The following is a 25,833-nucleotide window of genomic DNA, read 5'->3' as shown; positions in this document are numbered from 1 at the left end:
CTACCTTTTTGAGGTAGGTGTTTTATTTCTTATTACGTTTCTGATGTGTGAGGAATTGGATGTACATATAAATTTATTTACATTACTTTGTTATGGGTTTTACAATCAATTAGAAAAGTCTTATAATAGAGTGAGTAAAGGAGTTTCTATGTCATCTATTAAGAAAAAAGTTCCAGGTATTTTAGTTTGTTTAATTATTGCTCTTGGAGCATGGTTTTTGGGTCAGCTCTTTCCAATTATTGGTGGTCCTGTTTTTGGGATTTTAATGGGCATGCTTATTGCCTTATTTTATACAAAACGTGATCAGACCAAAACTGGTATTGCTTTTACTTCAAAATATATTTTGCAGACAGCAGTTGTGCTTCTTGGTTTTGGACTAAATTTGACTCAGATTATGAAAGTGGGGATTGAATCCTTACCAATTATTATCTCAACCATTGCAATTGCTTTACTGGTCGCCTATTTCTTACAAAAATGGATGCATATTGATGTCAATACTGCAACATTAGTTGGGGTTGGTTCATCAATCTGTGGTGGCTCTGCAATTGCCGCAACGGCACCGGTGATTAAGGCGAAAGATGAAGAAATTGCAAAAGCTATTTCAGTAATTTTTCTTTTCAATGTGATTGCTGCCATTATTTTTCCAAGTTTAGGGCAATTACTGGGCTTATCAAATCATGGCTTCGCAATTTTTGCGGGAACGGCTGTCAATGATACGTCATCAGTTACAGCAACTGCAGCTTCATGGGATGCTATTCATGGTTCTAATACTTTGGATGGAGCAACCATTGTTAAATTAACCAGAACATTAGCTATTATTCCAATTACCCTTATCTTATCTCTTTATAAGGCAAAAAAAGAAGGAAATAATGACTCTAGTTTTAGTTTGAAAAAAGCTTTTCCAACATTTATCTTTTATTTCTTGCTCGCGTCAATTGTAACAACTGTTTTTAGTGCTATGGGGCTAAATCCATCTATTTTTGATCAATTAAAAACCTTATCTAAATTCTTCATTGTGATGGCAATGACAGCAATCGGGTTAAATACAAATATCGTTAAACTGTTTAAGACTGGTGGGAAAGCCATCACACTAGGTGCCATCTGTTGGGTAGCTATCACAGTTGTAAGCTTAGCAATGCAAGCACTTATTGGAACTTGGTAAAGAGATCATTAAGATCTCTTTTTTTTGAAATTTTCTACTCTATAAGCCTCAGAATTGCAGAACTGAAAAAGTTTTGATAGTCTAGAATAATAAAGAATTTTTGGGGAGGGAATATGACAATTATCAAAAAATTGGCTTTTGTACTATTAGAATGTGCGGTTTTAGTTTTACTAGTATTTAATTTAGCAACCTTATTTCCAATTCCCTATCTTGGTTCAATTGCCAATCACTACACGGTACCCTATATTCGTCTGTGGTTGCCATTGATGATCATTTTATTTATAGCCAGTCTTGTATTTTCATTAAGACATCGCTCAAGTCGATGGCACTTAACTAATCTCCTTTTAGCAGCACTCTGCTTAGGGATTGGTCTATATATTATCATTTCAATTCAAACAAGTCTGAATCAACTGGGAGCAGGTGTCAGTTTCTTCAGATCCTATCAAGCAGAAGAAACAAGTGGTGTCGATATCAATGTTGAGACATATGACAAAACACCACTGGGCCACGCCAGACTCAACGTCTATCAAGTCGATGATGGTAAAAAAAATAAGCCAGTTTTAATTTTCATTCATGGTGGTGGTTGGATTGCAGGGCACCGCAATTCACATGCCTACTACTGGGAATCCTTTGCAAAATCAGGCTATGTGGTGGTCAGCTTAGATTATGACCTATCAAGCAAGCACCGACACCTCTCAGACGTGACCGAACGACAATTAACCAAAGGCTTTGCCTGGGTCCAAAACAACATTGAAGACTATGGTGGGAGCACCAAGAACTTATTTGTCACTGGTGTGTCTGCTGGTGGGAATTTAGCTCTGGAATTGGCATATAAAATCAATAATGGTAAGTATAGGTATGCTGATGATACGAGATTACCAAAAATTGATGCAGTGTCAGTTGCATACCCGGTAGCAGACCCACGAGCATTCTATGAAAATAGTGACCGTGTCAAAGGAGATTTAGCCAAGTATATGGCAGTATCCTACTTGGGTGGACGTCCTGATCAGTTACCTAAGAAATATTCTGCCATAACACCAAAGAATTTTATTAGTAAAAAAACACCACCAAGTTTATTTATTTCTGGGGCGAGAGATAGTTTAGTTCCACAAGAGTCAACTTATGAACTAGCCGAACAATTAACTGAAAAACTAATCACCAATAAGTTAGTCATCGTTCCTTATACCAATCATGCCTATGATCGGGTTGATGGTAACTTGGGTAGCCAAGCATATCTGAAATTAAGTAAGGACTGGTTTAAAGAAATTATGGAAAACAAGGAGAGTCAATGAGAAAATATTTACAAGAACTTGTAACAGAAATTTCCCACTATCTGGAAATATTATTATCTTTAATTTTAACAATCGCCATGATTTTCTTTGCTATATCATTAGTGGCTAATTTGCCAGGATTTTTGATAAGTGATGTCAACAATAATCACCTTTTTGAGAATATTTTAGGTCGTGCTTTGACCTTAGCGGTTGGTGTTGAGCTGATTAAGATGTTATCTAAACCTTCACCTGGTACAGTTATTGAAGTTCTCTTATTTGCCTTAACACGTCAAATGATCGTTGATCACCCAAAAATGTTTGATTTTCTTTTAGGAATAATTGCTGTTGCTATTCTTTTTGCTATTCGTCGCTATTTATTTGTCAAGTTTGATGAGTCAACTTCAATAATGATACGCGGTAGCCAAACCTTAAAAATGACCAAGATGATTGCCCATGTCTCCATTGATGGCCCCAAAGAAGAAAAACTTCGAGATTATATGACTAAACGTCTTCAAGAAGAAGATCATTCTATTTCTGTTGGAGCAGTTTTGAATCTCGGTTCCTTTGCCCTTAGGATTGATAAGATGCGTGGTGGACTGATTACAAGGGTAGAAGTCATTCGAGATTTGTAAAATAAATAAAAAGTATCATAAACTAAAAAGAGGGGTAAGATGAAAAAATTAATAAAAATCAGTTTATCCTTTTTCTTGTTGCTAGCGCTAGCTTTAATTGCTTTTGCACTATACAGACAGCTGACGAGTCCAAAAGTGGTTTTAAAAGAAGGTAATAATATTAATCCTATTATTAATTCTGACAGACAATTCATGTTAGAATTGGAAGAGAAGTATCCTGACCTGACTAAACAATTGGACAGAAGTGAATCTGCCAAAGGAACTTATGTTATACCCGGTTTAAAGCAAAGCCAGTCGCTCAAGCAAACTAAGAGTGGGAATAGAGCAGTGCTTGCAAATGATATGGTCCCGCAAGGCTTGGCAATTCTAAATGAAGACTATCTTGTAATTTCAGCTTACAGTAAGAGTAAGAAATTTAACTCTGTTCTTTGGTTGATTGAAAGGAAAACAGGAAAGTTCATTAAAACGATTGTTTTGGAAAATAAAGAACATCTTGGGGCTATTACTTATGATAATGATAATCAGGTTCTGTGGATTGCCACTATTGGTAATCACTCAGTTGCGCAAGTTCAAGCACTAACTCTAAAACAAATAAAAAACTACGATTTCAAGGATAGTAATCAGTCTATTAGTTTCTCAAAAACAGCACATTTAAAAGGCATTAAAGAAACCTCCTACATGTCCTATCATCAAGGTAAACTCTATATTGGTTACTTTAAGCTGAAAGGGCAAGGAAAACTTGCTGTTTTTTCAATTGATAAGGAAGGACAGTTGCTAAAATCAAAAGAAAAGTTAGTAAAACCAGTTCGCGTGCTTGATACTTATAGTGATATTCAAGGAATCTCCTTTTACAAGGATTCCATTTTTATGACGCAATCCTACGGATTAAATAAATCCAAACTGATTATTTTTGATAATAAATTAAGTGACCCCAAATTCCAGTTAAATAAAGGTCAAATTGAGTCGCAACTGAAGCTGCCACCTTATTTAGAACAGGCACTAGGCTATGAGGGTAAAATTTATTTACTCTTCGAATCGGGTTCAATGAAATACCGGTTAAATCCCTTATTATTCAATCTTGATCGTGTTCTTATCTTAAATGGTGATGGCATAATTAATCCATAGAATAGACATGATTTAAGATATCAATAAAAATATTCAATAAAGAACTTCAAAAGAATATTTTGAGGTTCTTTATTATTTTGATGAAAACAAGTCGAAAATTTTGTATTTTTTATTAGAATATCATATAATATATTTTCTGACAGATATAACTAACTAGTGATATGTGTCGGACCAGAAAAGGAGCAGAAAATGATAAAAAAAATTGAGATAGTTAGACCATATGCACTTACTTTATTACGAGTGGTTGCTGGATATATGATGTTATTACATGGGTTGGATAAAGTTTTTGGATTATTTGGTGGGCAAGTACCGCTTCAATCATTAATGGGTATTGGTGGCCTAATTGAGTTAACAACTGCCCTATTAATAATGATTGGACTATTTACCAGATTAGCCTCATTTATATTATCAGGTCAAATGGCGGTTGCTTATTTTATGTTCCATGGTTTACCAGGTAATATTTTTTTACCATATGTTAATAAAGGAGAGTTAGCAGCATTATATGCAGTTGTCTTCTTCCTATTTGTTTTTGCTGGTAGTGGTGCTTTGTCAGTCGATAACCTAATAGCGAAAAAAGACAAATAGTCTTATAAAATAAATAGCTTAGAGTCAATGAAATTAATTGAAAATAAGCATAGTAAAAATTCCCAACTTTTTATAAGTAGGGAATTTTTTTTTATGTCTAGTTAACATTTTTAGATTAGGTAAAGGGAATGGTCATCACCGGATACTTTATGACGTTGAAGATAGAAGCTTAGAAATTGTTAAAAACATTATTTAGATAATAAAATTTATAAATTTCGGAATAATATATATTTGGATTTTTCAGTAAATAGGATAAATTTGGATAAATGACATAAATGGTTAAAAAATGTATAATGACAATAAGTAGAAGTCTGAAAGGAAAAAAGATGAAAAAGATATTAGTAGTTTTAACAAACACTCCAAATTTTCCTGGAAAACTAGAAGCAACTGGTTTGTGGTTAGCAGAGGCAACAGAATTTGTCAATGTGGTAACGAAAGCTGGTTTTCAAGTTGATTATATTAGCCCAGAAGGTGGCTATGTCCCAATTGACCCACGTTCATTAAAGGGAACTTACATTAAGCCAAGTGACCTGACGCTTTATCAATCAAAGGATTTTCAGGATCGAGCACTGTCAAATACCATGACAGCTAAAGATGTTAATCCAGATGATTATTTAGGAATTTATTATACAGGAGGCCATGGTGTGCTATGGGACTTCCCCAATAACTATGCTCTGCAAAAATTGACCAGTCATATTTTCACTTATGGGGGTTATGTTATGTCAGTTTGTCATGGTTTAGCTGGCTTATTAAATGTTAAAGATGCTGCTGATGACTACCTTTTAGATGGGAAGAAAGTGACCGGTTTTACTGATCAGGAAGAATTGCTAAGTGGTAAACAATCCTATATAAATTATAGTGTGGAAAAAATGGCTAAGGAACGAGGAGCAGAATTTCAAAAAACAATTCCTTATACCTCATTTGCCATTCAAGATAAACACTTAATCACAGGACAAAATCCAATGTCGGGTGGAGCTGTGGCAGACTTATTAATTCAAGCCTTGGAATTATAAGGAAAAGATTATTGAATTAGTTATAATTTTAGTATATTATCCACCAAGCCCTAATCTAATGTCAATTAGGGCTTTTTGCTGAAATTCGGAATATTTATCTGAGATTATGAAAAAATTTTAGGTTGAGAGACTGTAATTTGATATAATTGGACAAATGATAGGAAAGACGAGGACTTGTTTTGGATAAAAAATTTTTACTATTCGACCTAGATCATACCCTAATGGATTTTGACCAAGCAGAAGAAGTAGCTTTGACAGACTTATTGATTGAATGTCAGATTGCAGATATTGAAGCTTACAAGGATTATTACAAACCGATGAATCAGGCCATGTGGAAAAGTCTGGAATTAAAACAAATTACCAAACCAGAATTGGTCAACACGCGCTTTGCCAAATTATTTAATTATTTCGGAAAAGAGGTTGACGGCATCTATATGGCTGAACGCTACCAAGCCCACCTCAAGAATCAAGGACAGACCTATCCTGGGGCTACACAGTTGCTTGCAGATATAAAAGCCGAAGGCTATTCACTATATGCCGCAACTAATGGCATCACAAAAATTCAAGAAGGGCGACTTGCCCACTCAGATATTGAAACGTATTTTGATAAGATTTTCATTTCTGAGCAATCAGGTAGCCAAAAACCAGATCCAGCTTTTTATGAATGGATTGCCGAGCAAATTCCAGGTTTTGATTCGACAAAAGCACTAATGATTGGAGACAGTTTGACTGCAGACATTCAGGGCGGAAATAATGCTGGGATCGAGACAGTCTGGTATAATCCACATGGTCTTGAAAATCACAGTAAATCAGTTCCAGATTATATTATTGCAAATTATGAGCAATTAAAAGACTTGTTATTCGAGTAATTCTTAAAATTTTCTCTTTTCGTAGCGTTTTTTTGAAATCGTTGCCAAATTCTGATAGACTTTAGGTAATAACAAAAGGAGGCTTATTATGGCTTATAAAACTATCTACCCTTTTACAAATGAAGTTCTTAAAGAGTATGAGAACACTAGTGATGCACAATTAGAAGAAGTGCTAGAAACGGCACACCAACTTTACAAAAAATGGCGTAAAGATGACCAATTAGAAACACGTAAAGCACAACTTCATGAAGTTGCTGTAATCTTGCGTCGTGACCGCGATAAATATGCGGAAATTTTGACTAAAGATATGGGTAAACTTTTCACTGAAGCTCAAGGTGAAATTGAGCTTTGTGCTGACATTGCAGACTACTATGCGGACAATGCAGACAAATTCTTAGAACCAACAACACTTGATACTGATACTGGTGAAGCTTACTATATCAAACAAGCTACAGGTGTTATTCTTGCGGTTGAGCCTTGGAACTTCCCATATTATCAAATCATGCGTGTATTTGCACCAAACTTTATCGTCGGTAACCCAATGGTCTTGAAACATGCATCAATCTGTCCATGGTCAGCACAATCATTTGAAGAATTAGTTATTGAAGCTGGTGCAGAAAAAGGAACATTCACAAACCTCTTTGTTTCTTATGGGCAAGTATCACAAATTATTGCTGACAAACGTGTGGTTGGAGTCTGCTTAACTGGTTCTGAACGTGGTGGTGCATCTATCGCTGAAGAAGCTGGTAAAAACTTGAAGAAAACGACCCTTGAATTGGGTGGTGATGATGCCTTCATCATTCTCGACGATGCTGATTGGGATGAGTTAGAATCTGTTCTTTTCTTCTCACGTTTATATAATGCAGGTCAAGTATGTACCTCTTCTAAACGTTTCATCGTTCTTGAAAAAGACTACGACCGTTTCAAAGAATTGTTAACGAAAGTCTTCAAAACAGCTAAATGGGGTGACCCAATGGATCCAGAAACTACTTTGGCACCATTATCATCAGCTCAAGCTAAAGAAGATGTTCTAGCTCAAATTAAATTGGCAGTTGATAACGGCGCTGAATTAGTCTACGGTGGTGAAGCCATTGATCATCCAGGTAACTTTGTTATGCCAACGATTATTGCTGGATTGACTAAAGATAACCCAATTTACTACCAAGAGATCTTTGGTCCAGTTGGTGAAATCTACAAAGTGTCTTCAGAAGAAGAAGCTATCGAAGTGGCTAACGATTCTAATTATGGCTTGGGTGGTACAATCTTCTCAAGCAACAAAGAACACCGCGAAGCAGTAGCTGCTAAAATTGAAACTGGTATGTCATTCATCAACTCAGGTTGGGCTAGTCTTCCAGAACTTCCATTCGGCGGAATTAAAAATTCAGGATATGGTCGTGAATTAAGTGAACTAGGCTTTACTGCCTTTGTTAATGAACATTTGATTTACACACCCAAAAAATAATTAGGTTATACCTAAACGAAAGGCTTAAAGGGTATCTCTTTAAGCCTTTTTTTAGATAAGGAGTCAATGATGACAATTAAAGTATTTGCAACAGATATGGATGGTACATTCTTAAATGATCAAAATTCATATGACCGAGTTTATTTTAATCAATTATTTGCACAGTTAACTGATCAAGATATGCATTTTGTGGCTATTAGTGGAAACCAATATTATCAAATTGCAGGATTTTTTGAGGACTATCAAGACAAAATGACAATTGTCGGAGAAAATGGTGCCTATATTGTTGATAAAGGTCAACTCTTAAAATCCTATCCACTGCCAAATGATATTGTTGAAACTGTGATTGCCTATTTGGATCGTAATCAATTATCCTCAGAAGCAGTTGTCTGTGGTGAGAATTCAGCTTATATCTTAGCTTCTTCCAGTCAAGAAAATAAAGACTATTTTAGTATCTATTACACAAGACTAGAAGAAGTAGCAAGTTTTCAAGAGCTTCCCCAAGATAAGATTTTGAAGTTCTCTTTTAATACCCCATTAGATGTGACCGATGAAATTATTAAAGTCCTTAATGAGACACTATCAGGCCAAGTCCAAGCAGTTGCAACTGGTCATGGTAATGTTGATGTGATAGGGACTGGCGTAAATAAAGGCACAGCTCTAACCTATTTATTAGACCATTGGGGCTTGAAAGCTACTAATCTTGTTGCTTTTGGGGATAGTGATAATGATTTAGAAATGCTCAAGCTTACAGATAATTCATATGCTATGTTAAACGCTAATGAAAATGTTAAGAAGGTTGCCACTTATCAAACAACTACCAATAATGAAAATGGGGTTCTAGTTGTCATTGACAAACTAATTAGAAGATAGGATAGAATGACACATTTATTATTACTGGTCATTTACATGGCTTTTATTAGTTTAGGATTACCAGATGGCTTACTCGGTGCAGGCTGGCCTGCCATGCAACTGGAAATGGGCTTACCTGTTTCTTATATGGGGATTCTAACCACCATAATCTCCATGGCAACAATCTTTTCAAGTTTACAAAGTAACCGACTTAACAAAAAGTTTGGAACCGGCATGGTAACTGCAGTCAGCGTAGCCATTACAGCCTTCGCTATTCTTGGTTTTGGTCTCTGTCATTCATTTTGGGTGATTTGTTTATTAGCCATTCCATATGGTTTAGGTGCGGGATCCGTTGATGCTGCCTTAAATAATTATGTTGCGCTGCACTACTCAAGCAAACATATGAGTTGGTTGCATTGTATGTGGGGTGTAGGTGTTTCGACGGGGACCTATTCCCTTGGATATGCGATGAATCTGGGAAACACATGGAATAGTGGCTATATATTAGTGGGAGTAATACAGGTTATTTTCACAGCTGTGCTCTTTATGAATTTGCCACTTTGGACAAATGACCATGTTAATCCCAGTGAGAATCAGCAAGTTGCTAAAGTCTTAAGTTTTAAAGAAGTATTGGCCATTCCTGGTGCCAAAGAGATAATGCTGACGTTTTTTGCCTACTGTGCACTGGAATCAGTGACGGGACTTTGGACAAGTTCCTATATGGTTGAAGTTAAAGGTTTGAGTGTACCTATGGCAGTTACATTTACCACCCTCTTTTATCTGGGCATCACACTTGGTCGTGGGATAAATGGTTTTATGGCCATGCGTTTTACCAATGATCAGTTGATTCGGATTGGGCTCGTATTAATTGGGTCAGGTATTCTGATTTTCTTAATTCCTTTGCAAATCCATGGCCTTACTCTAGCAGGTTTGCTCTTAATCGGCTTAGGGTGTGCACCAATTTATCCATGTATTATTCATTCCACACCGGAGCATTTCGGTAAGGAACGGTCACAGGCAATGATTGGTGTCGAGATGGCCTTTGCTTATATGGGATTTGTCATTATTCCCCCATTATTTGGTGTTATTGCCCAATATATCTCAATGTCCCTTTTCCCAGTAGTACTGATTAGCTTATTATTTCTTATGGCAATTATGCATACAAAAGTGGTTAAGATTCATATCATCGAATAAAGCTTATTTTAGGATTCAGGATTCAAAATAGTTTATAAAAATACTTCTCATCGTGATGAAAAGTTTTTTTTTGCTATAAGTATTATCACTTCTTGCTTTATGAAAAATATTAATTTATATGTATACTAAGAATTTGCTCCATCAGCTCTTTTTTGACTCTTTCAGGCTAAAATTTGGTAGAATAGTATTTATGAATGATCTGATTAAACATAAGCTGGAATTGCTTCCTGATAGTCCAGGATGTTATCTCCACAAAAATAAAGACGGCAAAATAATCTATGTTGGAAAAGCTAAAAATTTAAAGAATCGGGTTCGCTCTTATTTTAGAGGAAGTCATGATACCAAGACTGAATTATTGGTTTCAGAAATTGCTGATTTTGAATTCATTGTAACGGGCTCAAATACAGAAGCTCTTCTTTTAGAAATTAACTTGATACAAGAGAACATGCCTCGATATAACATCAAGTTAAAGGATGACAAGTCTTATCCCTTTATCAAGATTACTAATGAGCATTTTCCGCGTCTATTGATTACTCGCCAAATTCGTAAGAATGATGGACTCTATTTTGGCCCTTATCCTGATTCTTATACAGCAAATGAAGTCAAAAAGCTTTTGGACCGAATTTTCCCTTTTAAGAAATGTACTAACCCTGTAAACAAAGTTTGCTTTTATTATCACATCGGCCAGTGTAATGCCCATACCATTTGTCAAACTGATAAAGCTTACTGGGATGGCCTGGTGGAAGACGTCAAACTGTTCTTGAATGGTAAAGACGACAAAATCATTGATGGTCTAAAAAGAAAGATGAAGACAGCTTCCGAGGAATTGGAGTTTGAACGAGCTGCTGAGTATCGTGATTTGATTTCGGGAATTGCTACGCTGAGAACCAAACAACGAGTGATGAGTAAAGACTTAATGGACAGAGACATTTTTGGCTATTACGTCGAAAAAGGCTGGATGTGCGTTCAAGTTTTCTTTGTTAGACAGGGGAAATTAATCCAAAGAGATGTTAATATGTTCCCCTACTATAACGAGGAAGAAGATGATTTCTTAACTTATATGGGGCAATTTTACCAAGATAAAAGACATTTCCTACCCAAGGAAGTCTTCATTCCTGCTAACATTGACCACGAACTGGTAGAAGCTATTGTCCCAAGCAAGATAATTAAACCACAACGTGGTGAGAAGAAGCAGCTAGTCGCCTTAGCAACCAAGAATGCACGTGTCTCCCTTCAACAAAAATTTGATTTGCTGGAAAAAGATTTGAAAAAGACAAAAGGGGCTATTGATAATCTAGGTGAGTTAATGGCTATTCCAACACCTATTCGAATTGAAGCATTTGATAACTCGAATATTCAAGGAACAAGTCCAGTCGCCGCTATGGTCGTCTTTGTCGATGGAAAACCAAGTAAAAAAGATTATCGAAAATTCAAAATCAAAACAGTCACTGGACCAGATGACTATGCCAGTATGCGGGAAGTTATCTCCAGACGTTATAGTCGGGTTCAAAAGGACAACTTACAAGCTCCAGATTTAATTATCATTGATGGAGGACAAGGGCAAGTTAATATCGCTAAGGATGTCATTCAAAATCAACTCGGCTTATCTATTCCAGTTGCTGGTTTGCAAAAAAATGACAAGCACCAAACCCAAGAACTCTTGTTTGGTGACCCCTTGGAAGTGATTGATTTACCCCGCAATTCAGAGGAATTTTTCTTGCTTCATCGCATTCAAGATGAGGTTCACCGCTTTGCTATTACCTTCCATAGACAGGTTCGCAGTAAGAATTCTTTCTCCTCAAAATTGGACAATATTGAGGGGCTTGGTCCTAAGCGCAAGCAAACCTTGCTCAAACATTTTAAGAATATGACAGCTATTGGTAATGCCACTGTAGATGAGATAAGGGCCTTGGGGATTCCAGAAAAAGTTGCCGAAAATTTACTAGCTAGTTTTAATCAAAAAAAATGACTAACTTTTGGTTGAAAATTGCAAAAAAAACATGAAAACAGTTTCAAAAAATGATAGAATAAGGTGTACGAAAATAAAGAAAGATAGGAAGTTTTGCTATGAAATTTCTAGAATTGAATAAGAAACGCCACGCTGTTAAATCATTTAATGATCAAAAAGTTGACTTTAAAGATTTACGGACAGCCATCGAGATTGCGACTTTAGCACCAAGTGCCAACAATATTCAACCTTGGAAATTTGTTGTGGTTGAAAACAAAAAAGCTGATCTTGCTAAAGATATGGTTGAAGGAAATAAAGTTCAGATTGAACAAGCACAGTACGTTGTTGCTGTTTTCTCTGATACTGATCTTGCTCAACGTTCGCGTAAGATTGCCCGTGTCGGTGTCAAATCATTGCCTGATGATTTAATTAGCTATTACATGGAAACTTTACCTCCACGTTATGACAAATTCCAACCTGATCAAAAGAGTGATTACCTAGCTTTTAATACTGGCCTTGTGGCAATGAACTTAGTTCTTGCATTGACTGACCAAAAAATTTCTTCTAATATGATTCTTGGTTTTGATAAAACTATCGTTAATGAAATTTTAGATGTGGATTCACGTTTCCGTCCTGAGATTTTAATCACTGTCGGCTATAGCGATGAGCATCCAGAGCCAAGCTACCGTCTACCTGTTGATGAATTAATTGAACGTCGTTAACAATTTGCCAGAGCATTCTATTGGCAAACATGGTATAATACTACTATAAATAATAAATGGTTAAGTAAGTTGTATGTGATCATACAGCTTATTTCCCTTTAGAAGAGGAGTAATTGAATGATAGATTTTAAAGCAGAAGTTGAAGCACGTAAAGAGGTCATGTTAGAAGACCTCATTAGCTTATTGCGCATCAATTCTGAGCGTGATGATAGTCAAGTTGATGATAAACACCCATTTGGCCCTGGTCCAGTTAAAGCTTTGGAGCATTTTCTAGCAATGGCTGAACGTGATGGTTACCAAACACGAAACATTGACAACTATGCTGGTGACTTTGAATTTGGTCAAGGTGAAGAAGTACTTGGAATCTTTGCTCACTTAGATGTTGTTCCAGCAGGTGCTGGTTGGGATACAGATCCATATGAGCCAGTGATTAAGGACAACCGTATTTATGCGCGTGGGTCTTCAGATGATAAAGGACCTACTTTAGCTTGTTACTATGCTTTAAAAATTATCAAAGATTTAGGTCTTCCTGTTTCTAAAAAAGTACGATTCATCGTTGGTACTGATGAGGAATCTGGATGGGGCGACATGGATTATTACTTCGCTCATAACGGACTTAAAGACCCTGATTTTGGTTTCTCACCAGATGCCGAATTCCCAATCATCAATGGTGAAAAAGGTAATATCACGGAGTACCTTCATTTTGATGGTGCTAATGATGGTGCTTTTGTCCTAAAAAGCTTTAAAGGAGGCCTTCGTGAGAACATGGTTCCTGAATCAGCAACAGCGCTTATCACCTCAGCTCATGAGTTTTCTGTTTTAACAGCTGCTTTTGAACAATTCCTTGCTGAAGAAAATGTGACTGGACAAATCACAGAAGAAGCAGAAGGCATTAAAGTTACTGTCATTGGTAAATCTGCACATGGGTCAACACCAGAACTTGGTATTAATGGAGCGACTTTATTAGCTAAATTCCTCAACCAATTCACATTTGCAGGACCTGCCGAAGCATTCCTTAAAATTGCTGGCCTCACATTGCATGAAGATTTCGATGCCAAAAAACTTGGGCTTGCTTTTGTTGATGAAAAAATGGGTGCCCTTAGTATGAATGCTGGTGTCTTCAACTTCGATCAGCTAGCTACTGATAACACAATTGCCCTTAACTTCCGTTATCCAAAAGGGATTGATCCTGAAGGACTTAAATCTGGTCTGGAAAAATTAGCTGGCGTTTCACGCGTGAGCTTATCAGAACACGTCCACACACCACACTATGTATCAATGGATGATGAATTAGTTGCTACTTTACTGTCAGTCTATGAAAAACAAACTGGCCTTAAAGGATTTGAACAAGTTATCGGTGGTGGTACATTCGGACGCTTACTAGAACGCGGTGTAGCCTTTGGAGCAATGTTCCCAGGCGACGAAAACACAATGCACCAAGCCAACGAATACATGCCATTAGATAATATCTTCCGCTCAGCAGCAATCTACGCAGAAGCCATCTATGAATTAATTAAATAGACAGAAGAAAAGAAGCCGCAAGGCTTCTTTTTTGCTGATATGATATTTGATTTTATTTTTTGATACTTTTCATCTGTGGTGTGGACAGCAGATGAAAAGTATTATAGGACTTTATTTTCCCAAACAAAATTGACTAAATAGTTGTGTGATTAATTCATCTGGGGCTGCGTCGCCGGTGATTTCTCCCAGGATTTCCCAGGTTCTGGTTAGGTCAACTTGGAGGAGGTCTACGGGCATGCCAAGAGCTAGGCCGTCGTTAACTGCTTGTAAGCTTTGGACTGCCTTTTCAATTAATGAAATGTGACGGGCATTGGATAGATAGGTTGCGTCATGTTCAACCAGTCCTGCATTATCAAAGAAAAGTTGATTGATGCGGTCTTCAATTTGATCAATGTTTTCATTGTTAAGAACTGAGATTTCAATATAATCTGATGGCAATTGGTCTTTCTCAATTTGAACCTCAAGGTCTGTCTTATTGAGAAGGATAATGCGGTTGCTATCTTGACTGAGGTCAAGAAGGATATGGTCTTGCTCGGTTAACTTTTCTGATGCATTAAGAACAAGTAGTACCAAGTCTGCTTCGTTGAGAGCTTTCTTGGAACGTTCGACACCAATTTTTTCCACTATATCTTCGGTATCGCGGATGCCGGCAGTGTCAACTAATTTTAGGGGAACGCCTTTGATGTTCACATACTCTTCAATCACATCACGTGTAGTACCTGCTATATCAGTAACAATGGCCTTTTCTTCACGCAAAAGATTATTGAGCAAGCTTGATTTGCCGACATTCGGACGGCCAATGATGGCAGTGGAGAGCCCTTCACGAAGGATTTTCCCACGGCGGGCAGTGCGCAGCAAATTCTCCAAAAGCGTCTGGAACTCTTGGGTTTTCTCTCGCATTAAAGCAGTAGTCATTTCTTCGACGTCGTCGTACTCGGGATAGTCGATGTTCACTTCTACTTGGGCTAAAGTGTTGAGAATCTCCTGGCGAGTGTCATCAATCAACTGCTTAAGGGAGCCATCTAATTGCTTCACAGCAATATTCATGGCCTTGTCCGTTTTAGCACGAATGATGTCCATAACAGCCTCAGCCTGGGTTAAATCAACGCGTCCATTGAGAAAGGCGCGCTTTGTAAATTCACCTGGTTCAGCCATACGAGCCCCGTGCTTAATTAATAATTGGAGGATTTCATTTGTGACCGCAATTCCACCATGAGTGTTGATCTCAACAACATCCTCACGGGTAAAAGTCTTAGGCTCTCGCATGACAGAAACCATGACCTCATCGAGAATTTCATCTTTATCTGGATCAAGGATATGCCCGTAATTAATAGTATGGCTAGCAACACTTGCTAAGTCTTTTCCTTTGAAGACTGATTTTGCAATATCTAATGCCTGACTACCTGATAAGCGGACAATCCCAATTGCCCCTTCACCAAGAGGCGTTGAAATAGCTGTAATTGTATCAAATTCTTTAGTTATACTCATAACTTTAATTGTAAGATAAGTGCCCAAAGAATGCAAGGTTTTGTCTCTGTTAATGATTTTATGAATGACCTCGTATAAGTTTTGTTTCATGAAATTTTGAGGTTGTAGTATAAGTGTCAAATTTATCAGATCATTTACTTCTTCTCTAAAATTCTTTCGGAAGTTAGATAAAATTGCCTGCTAATAAAAAAGTTTCAAAAGGAGAAGATAAATGACTTCAACTTCATTTTGAAAGTTGCGTTTCACGCCACTTTTCATTAACAAGTTAGGGCTTTCATGGTATAATAAAAATATCTGAACACTTTTTTATTAGGAGGAATCATGGAAGCACTAAAAAAACAAGCTGGTGTAACAGCTGCTCAATTTGTTACTGATGGAATGACTGTTGGTTTAGGGACAGGGTCAACTGCTTATTTCTTCGTAGAGGAAATCGGTCGTAGAATAAAGGATGAAGGTTTACAAGTTGTAGGCGTAACCACTTCCAGTGCAACAACTAAACAAGCAGAAGGTCTAGGTATTCCTTTAAAAGCTGTTGATGACATTGATAGCATAGATGTAACAGTTGATGGTGCTGATGAAGTTGACAAAGACTTCAATGGAATCAAAGGTGGGGGAGCTGCTCTTCTGATGGAGAAAATTGTAGCGACACCAACTAAAGAGTACATTTGGGTAGTTGACGAATCAAAAATGGTTGAACATTTGGGAGCTTTCAAATTACCAGTTGAAGTTATCCAATATGGTGCAGACCGTTTGTTCCGCGTATTTGAAAAAGCAGGCTATAAACCATCATTCCGAGTGAAAGAAAATCAACGTCTAATCACTGATATGAAGAACTATATCATTGACTTAGACTTAGGCAAAATCGAAAAACCTTTTGAGTTTGCTGAAATGCTGGATAAAACTGTAGGTGTTGTTGAGCATGGTCTCTTTAATGGTATGGTCAACAAAGTCATCGTTGCAGGAAAAGATGGTGTTAAAGTCCTCGAAGCTCCAAAAAAATAGTGTTTATAAAATAAAAAAATATTTATAGGTTTTAGGGAGCCAACCGTAACCTCCCTTAGATTGGAGACATATGTCTAAATTTAATCGTATTCATCTAGTTGTGCTAGATTCAGTAGGAATCGGTGCTGCACCTGACTCTGATAACTTTTTCAATGCTGGTGTTGCTGATACAGAATCTGACACATTAGGCCATATTTCAGAACAAGTTGGTTTAACAGTTCCAAATATGGAGAAAATCGGTTTAGGAAATATTCCTCGTGAAACAACTTTGAAAACTGTTGCCAAGGAAGAAAATCCTAGTGGCTATGCTACTAAATTAGAAGAAGTTTCTCTTGGTAAAGATACAATGACTGGTCACTGGGAAATCATGGGTCTTAACATTACAGAACCTTTTGATACTTTCTGGAATGGTTTTCCAGAAGAAATCTTAACAAAAATTGAAGAATTCTCAGGTCGTAAAGTCATTCGTGAAGCTAATAAACCTTATTCAGGTACAGCTGTCATTGATGATTTTGGCCCTCGTCAAATGGAAACTGGTGAGCTGATTATTTACACTTCAGCTGACCCTGTTCTTCAAATTGCTGCGCATGAGGAAGTTATTCCATTAGATGAGCTTTATCGCATTTGTGAATATGCCCGTTCAATTACTTTGGAACGCCCTGCACTTCTTGGACGAATTATTGCCAGACCTTATGTGGGTACGCCTGGGAACTTTACACGTACTGCCAATCGTCATGACTATGCTGTCTCTCCTTTCCAAGATACAGTTCTTAATAATTTAGCAAATGCTGGTGTGCCAACTTATGCCGTCGGAAAAATTAATGACATCTTTAATGGGTCTGGTATCACAAATGATATGGGGCACAACAAGTCAAATAGCCACGGTGTGGATACATTGCTTAAAACAATGCAATTGCCAGAATTTACTAAAGGTTTCTCATTTACTAACCTAGTTGATTTTGACGCCAACTTTGGTCACCGTCGTGATACGAAAGGCTACCGTGATTGTTTGCATGAGTTTGATGAACGTCTTCCTGAGATTATTGCTAATATGAAAGAAGATGATCTCTTGTTGATTACGGCTGACCATGGAAATGACCCAACTTATGTGGGGACTGACCATACGCGTGAATACATTCCGCTTTTAGCTTACTCACCATCATTTACTGGCAATGGTCTGATCCCTCAAGGACACTTTGCGGACATTTCAGCAACAGTGGCTGAAAACTTTGGCGTTGAAACAGCGATGATTGGTCAATCATTCTTATCTGAATTGAAATAAGGAGCCATATGGGAAAAGTAACTATTTATCACAACCCCAACTGTGGAACTTCCCGCAATGTACTTGCAATAATTCGTCATGCAGGCATTGAACCTCAAGTAATTGAGTATTTGCAGAATCCGCCGAGCAGAGAAAAATTATTGGATTTGGTGGCAGCAATGGGCATTTCCTTCCAAGAACTTGTGCGCAAAAATGTACCAGAGTATAATCAGCATGGTTTAGATAAAGAAGCTGTGACTGAAGATGAGATTCTGGATGCCATGATGGAAGACCCTATCTTGATTAATCGTCCAATTGTTGTAACAAGAAAAGGGACAAAACTTTGCCGTCCATCAGAAGCCTTACTTGAGATATTACCTGTTCCACTACCAAGTCCTTATACTAAGGAAGATGGTGAAGTGGTTAATCCATTATAATTTTAGGAGATGTATATGTCGTTAATGACAAAAATTAATGAAACAAGAGATTTTTTGCTAGCAAAAGGTATTACTGAACCAGAATTTGGTCTTATCTTAGGATCAGGTTTAGGAGAATTAGCTGAAGAAGTTGAAAATGCCATCGTAATTGATTACTCAGAAATTCCCAACTGGGGACAGTCAACAGTTGTTGGCCATGCTGGGAAATTAGTATATGGTGAATTAGCAGGACGTAAAGTACTTGCTTTGCAAGGTCGTTTCCATTTTTACGAAGGTAATCCTCTGGAAACGGTAACTTTCCCTGTGCGTGTGATGAAAGCTTTAGGTTGTACTGGTGTCCTTGTAACAAATGCTGCTGGAGGTATTGGCTATGGTCCTGGCACATTAATGGTAATTACAGATCATATCAATATGACTGGCAATAATCCATTGATTGGTGAAAACTTGGAAGAATTTGGTCCACGTTTCCCAGATATGTCTGACGCTTATACCTCAGATTATCGTAAAACTGCCCTTACAGTTGCTGACAAATTAGGCATAAAACTTGAAGGTGGTGTCTATATTGGTGTTACAGGTCCGACTTACGAAACACCTGCTGAAATCCGTGCCTTCAAGACACTCGGTGCAGATGCGGTTGGTATGTCAACTGTTCCAGAAGTCATTGTTGCTGCCCATTCAGGAATGAAAGTTTTGGGTATTTCTGCCATTACAAACTTTGCTGCTGGTTTCCAATCAGAATTAAACCACGAAGAAGTAGTTGAAGTAACACAACATATCAAAGAAGATTTCAAAGGATTGGTAAAAGCAATCCTTGCTGAACTATAAAATAAAATTCTAAAAAAATAAAATCAGAAAGGTGAGGGCTGAGCTCATGGATTTGAACTCAGGCTAAGGACTTGGTCAAAAAGATAAACTGTCTAGTATCTGTGATGCGTCGTCAGTTTCCTATTTTTACTTTGTTCTCTGTCGCCCTTCATATCTTAAATTATGTCTATTCATATTTCTGCGCAACCTGGCGAGATTGCCGATAAGATTCTTCTTCCGGGGGATCCTTTGCGTGCTAAATTCATCGCTGAAAATTTTCTTGAAGATGCTGTGTGTTTCAACGAGGTTCGTAACATGTTTGGTTACACTGGTATGTACAAAGGACAACGTGTTTCTGTAATGGGGACTGGGATGGGTATGCCATCTATTTCTATCTATGCCCGCGAATTAATTGTTGATTATGGGGTGAAAACCCTTATCCGTGTGGGAACTGCTGGTGCTATTGATCCTAATGTTCATGTCCGTGAATTGGTCTTAGCACAAGCTGCGGCGACAAATTCTTATATTATCCGTAATGATTTCCCAGAATTTGATTTCCCACAAATTGCTGATTTTGATTTGCTTGATAAGGCTTACCATATTGCAAAAGAGATGGGTGTAACTACTCATGTTGGCTCTGTATTATCTTCAGATGTTTTTTATTCAAATATGCCTGAACGTAATATGGCTCTTGGGGAACTAGGCGTTAAAGCAATCGAGATGGAAGCTGCAGCCCTCTATTATTTAGCTGCACAACATGGTGTTAAAGCTTTGGGAATCATGACAATTTCTGATAACTTGAATGATCCAAGTGAAGATACTAGTGCAGAAGAACGTCAAACAACTTTCACTGATATGATGAAGATTGGACTAGAAACGCTGATTGCCTATGACTGATTTAAATGAAACAATAGACATCCTTTTGGATGTCTATGCTTATAGTCACGCATTTAAAGTTGCATCAAAAATGACGAACCTTTCTGAGGATACCTTATTTTTGATTGAATTATTAAAAGAACGTCGTGAACTCAATTTAGAATTTCTCTATGAGCATGAGGCTGATACAAAACGTATCGAAGAAAAGTATCAAATTCCTTTATTTATGAATGAAGATAAATTGGATGAACAACTTGCTAATTACATTTTAGATTTAGAAGTAAAAGTCAAAAATGGTGAAATTATTGATTTTGTTCGTTCGGTTTCACCAATCCTTTATCGTCTCTTTTTGAGGTTGGTAAAATCACAAGTACCTAATTTAGATACTTTTATTAATGATGCTAAAAATGAGGAGTATGATACTTGGAATTTTGATGCTATGTATCAAGCTCACTTGCCATTGTTTGATAACTATTTATCAAAACGTCAAAGCCGCAATATTACTAGTCGAAGTCTTAGTGACTTAATTCAATTATCTGACTTACCTACTGACATAAAAACAACTGTCGAAGGTTTAAGGAAATTTGAAAAATCAGTTCGTAATCCGTTAGCTCATTTAATCAAAGCATTTGATGAAGAAGAGTTACACCGGACAACCCAATTCTCTTCGCAAGCTTTTCTTGATAAAATTATTGAGCTGGCCACTTATGCTGGAGTGGATTATCAACGCACGCCATTTTACTTCGATCGGATTAATACTGTCATCGAAGAGCAGTTACAATTAAAATAAGCTAGTCATTGGATGACTAGCTTTTGTCTTTTAAAATTGAACCTCTTTGATCAAATAATCAATAAAGGCTTGGCCCATTTTTGATAAATTTGCCTTTTCGTGTGTGATATATACAATATCGATAATGTCAGGAACATCAAGTGGGATTGCAACAATCCCATCTCCGTTTAAATTACTGTTCAGAATGCCACTGGCGATGGTATAACCATCTAAACCAATCATAAGATTAAACAAGGTTGCTCGGTCACTGACCACGATGGATTTGGGATGACTGATTTCTGACAACATTTCTTCCGAAAAGTAGAAGGAGTTGTGTAAGCCTTGATCATATCTGAGATAAGGGTATGGTTTTAAATCATTGAAGGTTAAACGTGTATGCTTGGCAAGCGGATGATTTCGACTGATAAAAATGTGAGGGTGAGCCTTGAAGAGTGGTGTCGCAATTAAGTGGTCATCCTCCATCATCTTGCTTAGGACATCACGGTTATAGTCGTTTAAAAATAAAACACCAATTTCAGATCGGAAGTTTTTAACATCATCTAAGATTTCCCAAGTTCTTGTTTCACGAAGGAAAAGTTCATACTGGGTCATATCGGTTTCTTTTAATAGTGAGACAAAAGCATTAACAACAAAGGCGTAGTGCTGTGAAGACACACTAAAAAGTTCTCGTTTAGAATTGAGATTTTTATATCTGTCTTCTAAGAGGGATGTTTGCTCAACAACTTGGCGTGCATAAGATAAAAATTCGACACCATCCTTTGTTAGGGTGATACCCTTTGGATTTCTATTAAAGATAGTAATTCCCATCTCGTTTTCTAAATCCTTAACAGCATTTGAGAGGCTAGGTTGAGTAATGAAAAGTTGTTTTGCTGCGACGTTCATCGAGCCACATTCAACAACTTTTATAATGTAATGTAATTGTTGTAATCTCATACTTTCAGTCTATATTAAATAGCAATTTTTATCAAGATTAAGTATCCTCAACGGTATATTTTTAAAAACCATATATATTACAAACTTAAAAATATACAATTTCTAATTTAAAAAGATAATTTAGAAAGTAACCGTCTTCATTGAAATTTATTGAATTTTTGTTAATATTCTAATAATCAAAAATTGCAAAAAATGTGAAAATTTGGTATAATTTTCCTATATTTCTATGTAAAAACATGATTTGGAGACTTATTAAATGGCAGCAAAATCAAGAAGTAGACGCGGTTCTACAAGTAATGGAAGCAGGAGTTTTAGCGTCATAAATCTCGCTTTACTTTTATTGTTTACAGTGCTTTCACTTATAATTACATTCTTAATGTATACTTATAATTTCCTTGCATTCCATCATTTCAATTTAATTGTGGCTGGAATTTTATTTTTGCTCTTTTTGTTATGGCTTATCTTAATTATTAGAAAACGAGCAAGATTTCTATCAATGATTACTTTGATAATTGCTAACATTATTTTGGCAATTACTCTTTTTGCTTTTAAACAAACTATTGACTTTACAGCACAGATGAATAAAACGGCATCTTTCTCAGAAGTTGAAATGTCAGTAGTTGTTCCTAAAGATAGTTCAATTCAATCTGTTTCTGAGTTGAAAGAAGTTGATGCACCAACTGATATGGATGCATCGAATATTCATTCTTTGTTAAAGCGTATTAAAGAAGACAAAAAAATTGATTTAGCAAGCAATAATGTTGCTTCATATAAGGAAGCTTATGACAAAATGATGATTGGTTCTTCAAAGGCGATGGTCTTAAATAGTGCCTATGGTTCATTGATTGAGCAATCAGATGCCAACTATAGGGATAAAGTTAAGACTATTTACACTTACAAAGTCAAAAAAGCAATCAAATCGTCAAATAAACTGTCATCAAATAAGGATTCCTTTAATGTCTATATCAGTGGTATTGATACTTATGGCGCAATTTCTACAGTTTCACGTTCAGACGTGAACATCATTTTGACTGCCAATACTAAGACCCACAAAGTTCTGTTAACAACAACACCTCGTGATTCTTATGTGAAAATACCTGGCGGCGGAGGAGATCAGTACGATAAGTTAACTCATGCTGGAATCTATGGTGTAGAGACTTCTATGGCAACTCTAGAAAGTCTATATAACATCAAGATTAATAACTATGCAAGAATTAATTTCTCGACTTTCATGGATCTAATTGATTTATTAGGTGGCATTGAAGTTAATAATGACCAAGCTTTTAGTGCAAATGGTTATGACTTCCCACAAGGTCGGATTGCTCTGAATTCAAAACAAGCTCTAACATTTGTTCGCGAACGTCATTCACTACAAGGTGGAGATAACGATCGTGGTAAAAATCAAGAGAAGGTCATCTCGGCAGTTATTCTAAAATTATCAACAATTAAATCACCAGCTCAATTTACATCAATTGTAACGGGATTACAAAATTCAATTCAAACTAATTTATCATTAAATCAATTGATGACATTAGCAAATTCACAGGTAGCTGATAAATCATCATATACAGTAACGTCACAAGATGTTACTGGTTCAGGGTCAACTGGTGAATTACCATCTTATGCAATGCCAGGTTCTGCTCTATACATGTTAAAACTAGATGATCAGAGTGTCGAAACTGCAAAAGAAGCAATAAAAAATACCATGGAGGGGAACTAAATGATTGATATCCATTCCCACATCATTTTCGATGTGGATGATGGTCCGCTAACAATAGATGAAAGTTTATCGTTACTCGAGGAAAGTTATAAGCAAGGTGTTCGTACAATTGTATCAACATCACATCGCAGAAAAGGAATGTTTGAAACACCAGAAGATGACATTTTAAATAAATTTAAGCATGTTAAACGGGAAGCTGCAGATAAGTTTCCAGACTTAACTTTGTTATACGGTGGTGAATTATACTTCACAGCAGACATTCTAAAAAAACTGGAAAATAATGAAATTCCTCGCATGAACGATACACGTTTTGCTTTAATTGAATTTAGCCAGATGACCCCATGGAAGGATATCCATTTAGCTTTATCTCAAGTGTTAATGTTAGGAATTACACCAATTGTCGCGCATATCGAACGCTACGCAGCTCTTGAATTTAATGGGGACCGTGTGCAGGAGTTAATTAATATGGGTTGTTACACGCAAGTCAATAGTGCCCATGTCTTAAAAGCGAAGCTATTTGGTGATAAACTTAAAATCTTTAAAAAACGTGCCAAATACTTTTTGGATAAGGACTTAGTCCATTGTATATCAAGTGATATGCATAATCTAAAAAAACGTCCACCATATATGAAACAGGCTTATCAAATCGTTGAAAAGGATTATGGAACAAGACGGGCAAGAAAACTTTTTGAAGAGAATGCTGCAAGTTTGATCAATAACGAATTTTTATAGGAGAATTTATGAATAACATGGAAAAACCAACAATGGAAATTGATGTATTGAGTTTATTAAAGAAGTTATGGACGAAGAAGTTTTTAATTATTTTCATGGCCCTGTTTTTTGGGACTTTGGCTTTATTATCTAGTATCTTCTTAATTAAGCCCTCTTACACAGCATCAACACGTATTTATGTTCTTAATAAAACACAACAAGCTGATAATTTGTCAGCAACTGACTTGCAAGCCGGTGGTTTATTAGTTAATGACTATAAGGAAATTATAACATCTCGTGATGTTATGAAAGATGTCATTGCTAATGACGGTGTTTCAATGACACCGGAAGAATTGAGTAAGATGATTGCGGTAACAATTCCAGCAGATACACGTGTTATCTCAATTGCTGTGACAAATCATGACCCTCAGGCTGCTAAAGACTTAGCAAACTCAGTTCGCGATGTTGCATCCGAAAAAATTAAATCAGTCACTAAGGTTCAAGATGTGACTCCGCTTGAAAAAGCAGTTATGCCGACAAGTCCATCTTCACCAAATATCAAACGTAACACACTTGTTGGTATTTTATTCGGTGCTTTCTTAACAATCGTGACAGTGATTGTCGGAGAAGTCGTTGATGACCGCGTGAAACGCCCAGAAGATGTTGAAGAGCTTCTTGGTATGACTTTGTTAGGTATTGTACCTAACACTAACAAGATGTAAGAGGTAAAGAATGGCACGTTTAGAATTAGTAAAAAGTAAAAAAGAACTATATGATATCGCCGAAGAGTACTATAACTCCATTCGGACTAACATCCAATTTAGTGGTCGAGATTTAAAAGTTATCACCTTGACTTCAGTACAACCTGGTGAAGGAAAATCGACAACATCCGCAAATATTGCTATCTCATTTGCTAAAGCAGGTCTTAAAACCCTATTAATCGATGCAGACATCCGTAATTCAGTTATGTCTGGTACATTTAAAGCTGATGAAAAGTATGAAGGTCTATCAAGTTACCTGTCAGGTAATGCAGAATTATCAGCAGTTATCTCTCATACAAATATTGAAAACTTAATGTTGATTCCAGCAGGACATGTTCCTCCTAATCCAACAACTTTACTCCAAAATAGCAATTTTAATTTCATGATCGATACTGTAAAAGAGTTATTTGATTATGTGATTATCGATACCCCACCTATTGGCCTTGTTATCGACTCAGCGATTATTTCACAAAAGGCTGACGCAAACATCTTAGTAACAGAAGCTGGGGCTATTAAACGACGCTTTATCCAAAAAGCAAAAGAACAAATGGAACAAAGTGGTGCTTTGTTCTTGGGTGTTATTTTAAATAAAGTAGAAGAAACACTTGATTCATATGGTGGTTATGGTAGTTATGGGGCTTACGGGAATTATGGTAAGCCAGCTAAAAAGAAATCTAGAAAGAGAAGATAAAAA

General features: G+C 36.7%; 25 protein-coding genes. 23 read left to right on the top strand and 2 right to left on the bottom strand.

Annotation, left to right across the window (positions count from 1 at the left end):
* The first annotated feature begins 148 nt into the window (after nucleotides 1–148).
* The 13 genes from SPB_RS03795 (at nucleotide 149) to pepV (ending at nucleotide 14,356) form a co-directional block, all read left to right on the top strand.
* Nucleotides 149–1,162: a YeiH family protein gene (locus SPB_RS03795; protein WP_003103697.1), complete on the top strand. Its 1,014-nt coding sequence runs from the start codon at nucleotides 149–151 to the stop codon at nucleotides 1,160–1,162.
* Nucleotides 1,163–1,275: 113 nt separating this feature from the next.
* On the top strand, nucleotides 1,276–2,454 hold the full coding sequence (locus tag SPB_RS03790; protein ID WP_003102794.1) for an alpha/beta hydrolase: 1,179 nt from the start codon (nucleotides 1,276–1,278) through the stop codon (nucleotides 2,452–2,454).
* Nucleotides 2,451–3,065, top strand: coding sequence for a phosphate-starvation-inducible PsiE family protein (locus SPB_RS03785; RefSeq protein WP_003105412.1), 615 nt, complete (start codon nucleotides 2,451–2,453; stop codon nucleotides 3,063–3,065). The genes SPB_RS03790 and SPB_RS03785 overlap by 4 nt, the downstream gene beginning before the upstream one ends.
* A 39-nt stretch (nucleotides 3,066–3,104) precedes the next feature.
* Nucleotides 3,105–4,190 carry a YncE family protein gene (locus SPB_RS03780; RefSeq protein WP_003104559.1) on the top strand — a complete coding sequence of 362 codons (1,086 nt, stop codon included), beginning with the start codon at nucleotides 3,105–3,107 and terminating at the stop codon, nucleotides 4,188–4,190.
* Between the two features lie 189 nt (nucleotides 4,191–4,379).
* On the top strand, nucleotides 4,380–4,775 hold the full coding sequence (locus tag SPB_RS03775) for a DoxX family protein (protein WP_003105359.1): 396 nt from the start codon (nucleotides 4,380–4,382) through the stop codon (nucleotides 4,773–4,775).
* A 326-nt stretch (nucleotides 4,776–5,101) separates the two neighbouring features.
* Nucleotides 5,102–5,788, top strand: coding sequence for a type 1 glutamine amidotransferase domain-containing protein (locus SPB_RS03770; RefSeq protein WP_003104503.1), 687 nt, complete (start codon nucleotides 5,102–5,104; stop codon nucleotides 5,786–5,788).
* A gap of 179 nt (nucleotides 5,789–5,967) precedes the next feature.
* Nucleotides 5,968–6,657, top strand: coding sequence for a pyrimidine 5'-nucleotidase PynA (pynA, locus tag SPB_RS03765; RefSeq protein ID WP_003104244.1), 690 nt, complete (start codon nucleotides 5,968–5,970; stop codon nucleotides 6,655–6,657).
* A gap of 88 nt (nucleotides 6,658–6,745) precedes the next feature.
* Nucleotides 6,746–8,119 (top strand): NAD-dependent succinate-semialdehyde dehydrogenase, encoded by a 1,374-nt coding sequence (locus SPB_RS03760; RefSeq protein WP_003103365.1) that lies wholly within the window; start codon nucleotides 6,746–6,748, stop codon nucleotides 8,117–8,119.
* A 69-nt stretch (nucleotides 8,120–8,188) separates the two neighbouring features.
* Nucleotides 8,189–8,992, top strand: coding sequence for a Cof-type HAD-IIB family hydrolase (locus SPB_RS03755; protein WP_003102765.1), 804 nt, complete (start codon nucleotides 8,189–8,191; stop codon nucleotides 8,990–8,992).
* 6 nt (nucleotides 8,993–8,998) lie between these two features.
* Entirely contained in the window at nucleotides 8,999–10,165 is a 1,167-nt protein-coding gene (locus tag SPB_RS03750) for an MFS transporter (RefSeq protein WP_003105057.1), read from the top strand.
* Between the two features lie 190 nt (nucleotides 10,166–10,355).
* Entirely contained in the window at nucleotides 10,356–12,134 is a 1,779-nt protein-coding gene (gene uvrC, locus SPB_RS03745; protein ID WP_003102659.1) for an excinuclease ABC subunit UvrC, read from the top strand.
* 98 nt (nucleotides 12,135–12,232) lie between these two features.
* Nucleotides 12,233–12,835 (top strand): nitroreductase family protein, encoded by a 603-nt coding sequence (locus SPB_RS03740; protein WP_003105342.1) that lies wholly within the window; start codon nucleotides 12,233–12,235, stop codon nucleotides 12,833–12,835.
* A gap of 117 nt (nucleotides 12,836–12,952) precedes the next feature.
* Complete coding sequence (gene pepV / locus SPB_RS03735) at nucleotides 12,953–14,356, top strand: dipeptidase PepV (protein ID WP_003103644.1); 1,404 nt, start codon at nucleotides 12,953–12,955, stop codon at nucleotides 14,354–14,356.
* A 111-nt stretch (nucleotides 14,357–14,467) separates the two neighbouring features.
* Here the strand turns inward: pepV and mnmE are convergent, their stop codons facing one another.
* Nucleotides 14,468–15,844 carry a tRNA uridine-5-carboxymethylaminomethyl(34) synthesis GTPase MnmE gene (gene mnmE / locus SPB_RS03730; RefSeq protein WP_003102672.1) on the bottom strand — a complete coding sequence of 459 codons (1,377 nt, stop codon included), beginning with the start codon at nucleotides 15,842–15,844 and terminating at the stop codon, nucleotides 14,468–14,470.
* Nucleotides 15,845–16,165: 321 nt separating this feature from the next.
* On the opposite strand from mnmE, the gene rpiA reads away from it, so the two are divergent.
* The 6 genes from rpiA to SPB_RS03700 all read left to right on the top strand — a co-directional run bounded on the left by rpiA (nucleotide 16,166) and on the right by SPB_RS03700 (nucleotide 21,014).
* Nucleotides 16,166–16,846, top strand: coding sequence for a ribose-5-phosphate isomerase RpiA (gene rpiA, locus SPB_RS03725; protein WP_003105808.1), 681 nt, complete (start codon nucleotides 16,166–16,168; stop codon nucleotides 16,844–16,846).
* 70 nt (nucleotides 16,847–16,916) lie between these two features.
* Complete coding sequence (locus tag SPB_RS03720) at nucleotides 16,917–18,128, top strand: phosphopentomutase (RefSeq protein WP_003104868.1); 1,212 nt, start codon at nucleotides 16,917–16,919, stop codon at nucleotides 18,126–18,128.
* A gap of 8 nt (nucleotides 18,129–18,136) precedes the next feature.
* On the top strand, nucleotides 18,137–18,544 hold the full coding sequence (arsC, locus tag SPB_RS03715; protein ID WP_003105456.1) for an arsenate reductase (glutaredoxin): 408 nt from the start codon (nucleotides 18,137–18,139) through the stop codon (nucleotides 18,542–18,544).
* A 15-nt stretch (nucleotides 18,545–18,559) separates the two neighbouring features.
* The gene (locus SPB_RS03710; RefSeq protein ID WP_003104363.1) at nucleotides 18,560–19,369 is read left to right on the top strand and encodes a purine-nucleoside phosphorylase; all 810 of its coding nucleotides are present in this window, start codon (nucleotides 18,560–18,562) and stop codon (nucleotides 19,367–19,369) included.
* 162 nt (nucleotides 19,370–19,531) lie between these two features.
* Complete coding sequence (gene deoD, locus SPB_RS03705; RefSeq protein WP_003103805.1) at nucleotides 19,532–20,245, top strand: purine-nucleoside phosphorylase; 714 nt, start codon at nucleotides 19,532–19,534, stop codon at nucleotides 20,243–20,245.
* On the top strand, nucleotides 20,238–21,014 hold the full coding sequence (locus SPB_RS03700; protein ID WP_003102696.1) for a Gbs1250 family HEPN protein: 777 nt from the start codon (nucleotides 20,238–20,240) through the stop codon (nucleotides 21,012–21,014). Before deoD ends, SPB_RS03700 begins: the two co-directional genes overlap by 8 nt.
* Before the next feature lie 30 nt (nucleotides 21,015–21,044).
* On the opposite strand, the gene SPB_RS03695 is transcribed toward SPB_RS03700, so the two are convergent.
* Nucleotides 21,045–21,947 carry a LysR family transcriptional regulator gene (locus SPB_RS03695; protein WP_003104907.1) on the bottom strand — a complete coding sequence of 301 codons (903 nt, stop codon included), beginning with the start codon at nucleotides 21,945–21,947 and terminating at the stop codon, nucleotides 21,045–21,047.
* 256 nt (nucleotides 21,948–22,203) lie between these two features.
* Between SPB_RS03695 and cpsA the strand changes: the two genes are divergently transcribed.
* Genes cpsA through SPB_RS03675 form a run of 4 tightly spaced genes read left to right on the top strand, consistent with a single transcriptional unit; the run spans nucleotide 22,204 to nucleotide 25,830 of the window.
* A complete protein-coding gene (gene cpsA, locus SPB_RS03690) occupies nucleotides 22,204–23,667 on the top strand; it encodes an LCP family glycopolymer transferase CpsA (RefSeq protein WP_003105916.1) in 1,464 nt (487 codons plus the stop codon).
* Entirely contained in the window at nucleotides 23,668–24,399 is a 732-nt protein-coding gene (gene cps4B, locus SPB_RS03685) for a capsular polysaccharide biosynthesis protein Cps4B (protein WP_003103216.1), read from the top strand. It begins immediately after the preceding gene.
* An 8-nt stretch (nucleotides 24,400–24,407) separates the two neighbouring features.
* The gene (locus SPB_RS03680) at nucleotides 24,408–25,100 is read left to right on the top strand and encodes a Wzz/FepE/Etk N-terminal domain-containing protein (protein WP_003104293.1); all 693 of its coding nucleotides are present in this window, start codon (nucleotides 24,408–24,410) and stop codon (nucleotides 25,098–25,100) included.
* Between the two features lie 10 nt (nucleotides 25,101–25,110).
* Nucleotides 25,111–25,830 (top strand): tyrosine-protein kinase, encoded by a 720-nt coding sequence (locus SPB_RS03675; protein ID WP_003105499.1) that lies wholly within the window; start codon nucleotides 25,111–25,113, stop codon nucleotides 25,828–25,830.
* Nucleotides 25,831–25,833 lie beyond the last annotated feature (3 nt).

Origin of the sequence: Streptococcus parauberis NCFD 2020 (genome assembly GCF_000187935.1) — a bacterium.
Lineage (GTDB): Bacteria > Bacillota > Bacilli > Lactobacillales > Streptococcaceae > Streptococcus > Streptococcus parauberis.
The sequence above is the reverse complement of the archived record's forward strand: the minus strand, read 5'-3'. Positions and strand labels throughout refer to the sequence as shown.

Coding starts and splice junctions, on each gene's coding strand:
- SPB_RS03795 (WP_003103697.1), top strand. CDS start 149: ATGTCATCTATTAAGAAAAAAGTTCCAGGTATTTTAGTTTGTTTAATT.
- SPB_RS03790 (WP_003102794.1), top strand. CDS start 1,276: ATGACAATTATCAAAAAATTGGCTTTTGTACTATTAGAATGTGCGGTT.
- SPB_RS03785 (WP_003105412.1), top strand. CDS start 2,451: ATGAGAAAATATTTACAAGAACTTGTAACAGAAATTTCCCACTATCTG.
- SPB_RS03780 (WP_003104559.1), top strand. CDS start 3,105: ATGAAAAAATTAATAAAAATCAGTTTATCCTTTTTCTTGTTGCTAGCG.
- SPB_RS03775 (WP_003105359.1), top strand. CDS start 4,380: ATGATAAAAAAAATTGAGATAGTTAGACCATATGCACTTACTTTATTA.
- SPB_RS03770 (WP_003104503.1), top strand. CDS start 5,102: ATGAAAAAGATATTAGTAGTTTTAACAAACACTCCAAATTTTCCTGGA.
- SPB_RS03760 (WP_003103365.1), top strand. CDS start 6,746: ATGGCTTATAAAACTATCTACCCTTTTACAAATGAAGTTCTTAAAGAG.
- SPB_RS03755 (WP_003102765.1), top strand. CDS start 8,189: ATGACAATTAAAGTATTTGCAACAGATATGGATGGTACATTCTTAAAT.
- SPB_RS03750 (WP_003105057.1), top strand. CDS start 8,999: ATGACACATTTATTATTACTGGTCATTTACATGGCTTTTATTAGTTTA.
- uvrC (WP_003102659.1), top strand. CDS start 10,356: ATGAATGATCTGATTAAACATAAGCTGGAATTGCTTCCTGATAGTCCA.
- SPB_RS03740 (WP_003105342.1), top strand. CDS start 12,233: ATGAAATTTCTAGAATTGAATAAGAAACGCCACGCTGTTAAATCATTT.
- pepV (WP_003103644.1), top strand. CDS start 12,953: ATGATAGATTTTAAAGCAGAAGTTGAAGCACGTAAAGAGGTCATGTTA.
- mnmE (WP_003102672.1), bottom strand. CDS start 15,844: ATGAGTATAACTAAAGAATTTGATACAATTACAGCTATTTCAACGCCT.
- rpiA (WP_003105808.1), top strand. CDS start 16,166: ATGGAAGCACTAAAAAAACAAGCTGGTGTAACAGCTGCTCAATTTGTT.
- SPB_RS03720 (WP_003104868.1), top strand. CDS start 16,917: ATGTCTAAATTTAATCGTATTCATCTAGTTGTGCTAGATTCAGTAGGA.
- arsC (WP_003105456.1), top strand. CDS start 18,137: ATGGGAAAAGTAACTATTTATCACAACCCCAACTGTGGAACTTCCCGC.
- SPB_RS03710 (WP_003104363.1), top strand. CDS start 18,560: ATGTCGTTAATGACAAAAATTAATGAAACAAGAGATTTTTTGCTAGCA.
- deoD (WP_003103805.1), top strand. CDS start 19,532: ATGTCTATTCATATTTCTGCGCAACCTGGCGAGATTGCCGATAAGATT.
- SPB_RS03700 (WP_003102696.1), top strand. CDS start 20,238: ATGACTGATTTAAATGAAACAATAGACATCCTTTTGGATGTCTATGCT.
- SPB_RS03695 (WP_003104907.1), bottom strand. CDS start 21,947: ATGAGATTACAACAATTACATTACATTATAAAAGTTGTTGAATGTGGC.
- cpsA (WP_003105916.1), top strand. CDS start 22,204: ATGGCAGCAAAATCAAGAAGTAGACGCGGTTCTACAAGTAATGGAAGC.
- cps4B (WP_003103216.1), top strand. CDS start 23,668: ATGATTGATATCCATTCCCACATCATTTTCGATGTGGATGATGGTCCG.
- SPB_RS03680 (WP_003104293.1), top strand. CDS start 24,408: ATGAATAACATGGAAAAACCAACAATGGAAATTGATGTATTGAGTTTA.
- SPB_RS03675 (WP_003105499.1), top strand. CDS start 25,111: ATGGCACGTTTAGAATTAGTAAAAAGTAAAAAAGAACTATATGATATC.